The sequence below is a fragment of the Streptomyces sp. NPDC048623 genome, from assembly GCF_040650755.1.
Classification (GTDB): Bacteria; Actinomycetota; Actinomycetes; order Streptomycetales; family Streptomycetaceae; genus Streptomyces.
The window spans coordinates 1-3,395 of record NZ_JBEZHV010000054.1 but is presented as its reverse complement, the minus strand read 5'-3'; the positions used below and the strand labels follow the sequence as shown (position 1 = coordinate 3,395).

The window sequence follows — 3,395 nt, the reverse complement described above, 5'->3', positions numbered from 1 at the left end:
CCCTGGAAACTCCAAGACCACCCACACGGAACACGTGGAGAGTGGGTGGTCTCGGAGGCGGAAGGGCGCCCGTGCAGGTCGGGGCGGGGGAGCGGAGGTGGCCGTGTCACACGCTGGTTTACAGGTCGGTTTACACCCGGAACGCGACAGCAAGTTGGGCTCGAAGGGGAGCTTCCGCGAGCGGAGCAAGCTATCCGCCAAGACACTCTTCGGGTCCGCCCGCCGAAAGGCCGGCGGACCCGAAGAGTGTCTTGGCGACCCGGACCGAGGGCGGTCCGGGGTTCCCCGAGGAGGGGAACCCCCTTTGTCCACCACCCCTGTTTGATCACGCGCGAATGTTCCAGTAGCGCACAACTTGCTCCGCCTCAGCGGCTGCTAGGTCTAGCGCCCGGCGGTGCTAGACCTAGCAGCTCCGCTAGCGGGAAAACCCGCGCCGGACCTGCGGTCTAGCGCCTAGCGGCAACTCCGGGTTGTCGCCCGAAAACCCCGGCCGTCCCCGGCCGCGCACCGGCTTACTGGGCCCAGTAAGCAATATCTTGCTCACCGTTTGGGCCGTGGCCGAGCGGGCGCCGGCCCCGCGCTTCGAGCGCGTGCTCCTGGTGCTCGACGTCGTCCAGGAGTGCGCCGAGCTCGGCCCGCTCGACGGGAAGAAGCCGCGGGGCCGTCGACGTCGCCGTACTCCTGGTGCTCGTCGTCGGACCGGTGCCCAGCGGGCGGCGCGTGGTGCTCATGGCGGCAGTCTCGTGGGTCCGGCGCGTTGGGAATGCCTAGGTGTGTTCTGTACCAAGCTTTGTAGCAAGGGCCGAAGTGCAAGAGGTGTGACCGTAACGATCTTGTCGCCGTGCACGGGTGCACGTGCACGTGTGCACGCGTTGGCGGGGCCATCGGGTCGTGATGCAAAGGTGTGGGCGATCCGTTCGAGCGGTTCGGGGCCGATACGGGCTCGTGCTCCTGGTCCTCGCTGGAGACTGCCGGGCATGAGCTACGAGCTGATGCCTGATGACGACGAGGTCCTCCGTTGCAGCTGCGGCCAGCGGATCGCGGACACCGCCCCGTACGGAATGTGCGGGCAGTGCCGTGCCGAGGAGTGGGAGCACGACGACTGAACGTCGGCGTACGTCATCTCGGAGACGTGCGGCGGGTGTCGGTGACGTACGCGGCGACGGCGGCCGGGCTCGTGCTCCTGGTCGTCGTCGCCGCGCAGCATTTGCACGGGCGGGTGGCGAAAGTGCCAGAGGTGTAGCTCCGCGTACGGTCGGCGGCATGACGACGATCGAGACTCCCCGGGACGCGGAAGGCCGGCGGTTGTGCGAGCACTGCCAGAAGCGGCAGGTGCCCGAGTCGCTCGGCACGAAGCCGCGGCGGTACTGCTCGCGCAACTGCCGTCAGCGGGCGTACGAGGCGCGCAAGACCCGCGAAGCGATCGTGGCGTCCGTGGCGGTCGCCGTCGCACGCGACCGAAGAACGTCACGTGACCTTCCGGCCGATGCCCCGGCAACGACACGTGACGTTGCGAAGCCGCAGGCCGCGCCCGGGATTCCGGCGGCGCGGCCGGAGGACGACTTCCTGCTCGCTCCGCCCGCCCAGGCCGCACCGGTCCGCCGGCCTTTGTCGCGGCGGCGGGCGGGGATACAGGCCGAGGCGATGCCGTTGCTGCCGTTCGACGCTGACGGCGAGTAGTCCGGCCTCCTGCTGCGCGGCCTGCGCGCAAGGCGGGGCTCTCGCGGATTCCCTCCGGTCGGGCGGCACTCACGGTGGGCCGTGCGGTCGTTCGGGGTGGCGGAGCTTGCGGAGCTGCCCCGGGCGGCCGTGCGGCATGGTGCGGAGGGCCGTTCGGCCGGAGGGAATCCCGCGACCCCGCCGAACCACCCACCGGCCCGCAGACACCCGCGAACCCCCTGCCCCTCTGGGAGCGGTGGCCGGGGGGCTCGGGGGGCAGAGCCCCCGGAACCGCCGCTCGCGGCGGTGAAGGCCGGGACGGCAGTTGGACGGGGAACAGCCGTCAGAGCCGCTGTGCGGCCCGTGGGCGGGCGAACGGGGAGGCGGCGGACTCTCGGGCCACCGTTCGCCTGACAGGCGCTCAGAGAGCCGCCTAGAGTCGCCGCATGGGAAAGCCCCGCCGGATTCGGACCGGCGGGGCTTCGCTGTGCGGGCGGCGGCGTCAGTTGCGGTGGACGCGCCAGCGGCCTGCGGGGGCCACCGACTCCCCGACCTCGACGGTGCCGCCCTCGGCGTCGACGTACACGTTCCGGGAGAGCAGGACCGGGGCGCCGGGCGTGACGCCCAGGAGGGCGGCCTGCTCCTCGGTCGCGGCGGCGGCGGTCGTGGCCTCCTCGGAAGCGACGGCCCGGCGGCCTGTGGCGGCCTCGATGGCGGACGGGGTGCCGCCGATGATGCGCTCCTTCACGAGGAGGGCGGGCACGGTCTCGGCAAGGTCGCCGGAGAACCAGCTCGTCGACGCGCTCACGGGCTCGGCGTCCGCGTTGTGGGTGATGCGCTGACGGCGTACGGCCCGGCCGCCGGCCTCCGTGCCCAGGAGGTCCGCGACCCACTCCGGGGGCTCGGCCAGTTCGGCGGCCGTGATGACGGCGTAGTCGCCATCGGAGTAGATCCGGCCCGTGCTGAGGGCGGCCTCCAGGCGGTCGGCCGCCGTGCGGTGCAGGGTCCGCCGGGTGCTGACCGTGGTGGCCGACCCCTGCTTCGCCTCGACCAGGCCCTCGGCCTTCAGGGTCCGGAACACCTTCTGTGCGGTGGCGGTCGAGATCTCGTACTGCGCCGCGAGCTCGCGGACGGACGGCAGGGCGTCGCCGTGGGAGAGCTCCCCGCTCACGATGCGCGCCTTCAGGGCGGTGACGACTTGGAGGTACGGGGGCGTGCGCTCCAGGGACATGACGGGCTCCTCGGGTGTGTGCGCGGTGTGTAGCTGACTAGCACAGTGTATGGCTTGACACAGCAACTGTGCTACCACAGTATGGGTCTTGTTCGGCGGTCCCCTTCGGAGGGCGGCCGGACGGTCCGGAAACCGGGGCTCCTCGCGCGCGTACGCGTAGGGCCCCCTCCCCCGGAAACCGAGGAAACCGGAAACCCGCAGGTCAAGGCTGGTTTCCACCCGGAAACCGCGCCCGCTGGTTTCCGGCGGGACCAACCGCCCAAAACAGGCGGGCCGGAGCTGCCGCGCATGGCAGTTCCGGCCCTGATCCACGATCACCGTGAGAGGAATCCCGTGGACCTGAAGTCAGCATGGAGCAAGGTCGGAACCACCACAAAGACCGCCCGCGAGTCGTCGGCGGACAAGATCAACCGGGCGTCGGCGTTCGTCGGCCGTGAGCTGGACGTGGCGGCTCCGGTGTTCGCCCCGTTCGCGGCCCGCTGGGACGCGGAGGCGGACCGCCGCC

At 71.3% G+C, this 3,395-nt stretch carries 4 protein-coding genes; 2 read left to right on the top strand and 2 right to left on the bottom strand.

The window, feature by feature from the left end:
* Positions 1-512 precede the first annotated feature (512 nt).
* Positions 513-731: a hypothetical protein gene (locus AB0C73_RS35990; RefSeq protein WP_362538154.1), complete on the bottom strand. Its 219-nt coding sequence runs from the start codon at positions 729-731 to the stop codon at positions 513-515.
* 246 nt (positions 732-977) lie between these two features.
* Between AB0C73_RS35990 and AB0C73_RS35985 the strand changes: the two genes are divergently transcribed.
* The gene (locus tag AB0C73_RS35985; protein WP_362538152.1) at positions 978-1,106 is read left to right on the top strand and encodes a hypothetical protein; all 129 of its coding nucleotides are present in this window, start codon (positions 978-980) and stop codon (positions 1,104-1,106) included.
* A gap of 157 nt (positions 1,107-1,263) precedes the next feature.
* On the top strand, positions 1,264-1,680 hold the full coding sequence (locus AB0C73_RS35980; RefSeq protein WP_362538150.1) for a hypothetical protein: 417 nt from the start codon (positions 1,264-1,266) through the stop codon (positions 1,678-1,680).
* Positions 1,681-2,161: 481 nt separating this feature from the next.
* Here AB0C73_RS35980 and AB0C73_RS35975 read toward each other — a convergent pair whose 3' ends face one another.
* Complete coding sequence (locus AB0C73_RS35975; protein ID WP_362538148.1) at positions 2,162-2,890, bottom strand: GntR family transcriptional regulator; 729 nt, start codon at positions 2,888-2,890, stop codon at positions 2,162-2,164.
* Positions 2,891-3,395: the final 505 nt, after the last annotated feature.

What these genes read in the sequence shown, in the direction of transcription:
- AB0C73_RS35985 (WP_362538152.1), top strand. Translation starts at nt 978, where the DNA reads ATGAGCTACGAGCTGATGCCTGATGACGACGAGGTCCTCCGTTGCAGC.
- AB0C73_RS35975 (WP_362538148.1), bottom strand. Translation starts at nt 2,890, where the DNA reads ATGTCCCTGGAGCGCACGCCCCCGTACCTCCAAGTCGTCACCGCCCTG.
- AB0C73_RS35980 (WP_362538150.1), top strand. Translation starts at nt 1,264, where the DNA reads ATGACGACGATCGAGACTCCCCGGGACGCGGAAGGCCGGCGGTTGTGC.
- AB0C73_RS35990 (WP_362538154.1), bottom strand. Translation starts at nt 731, where the DNA reads ATGAGCACCACGCGCCGCCCGCTGGGCACCGGTCCGACGACGAGCACC.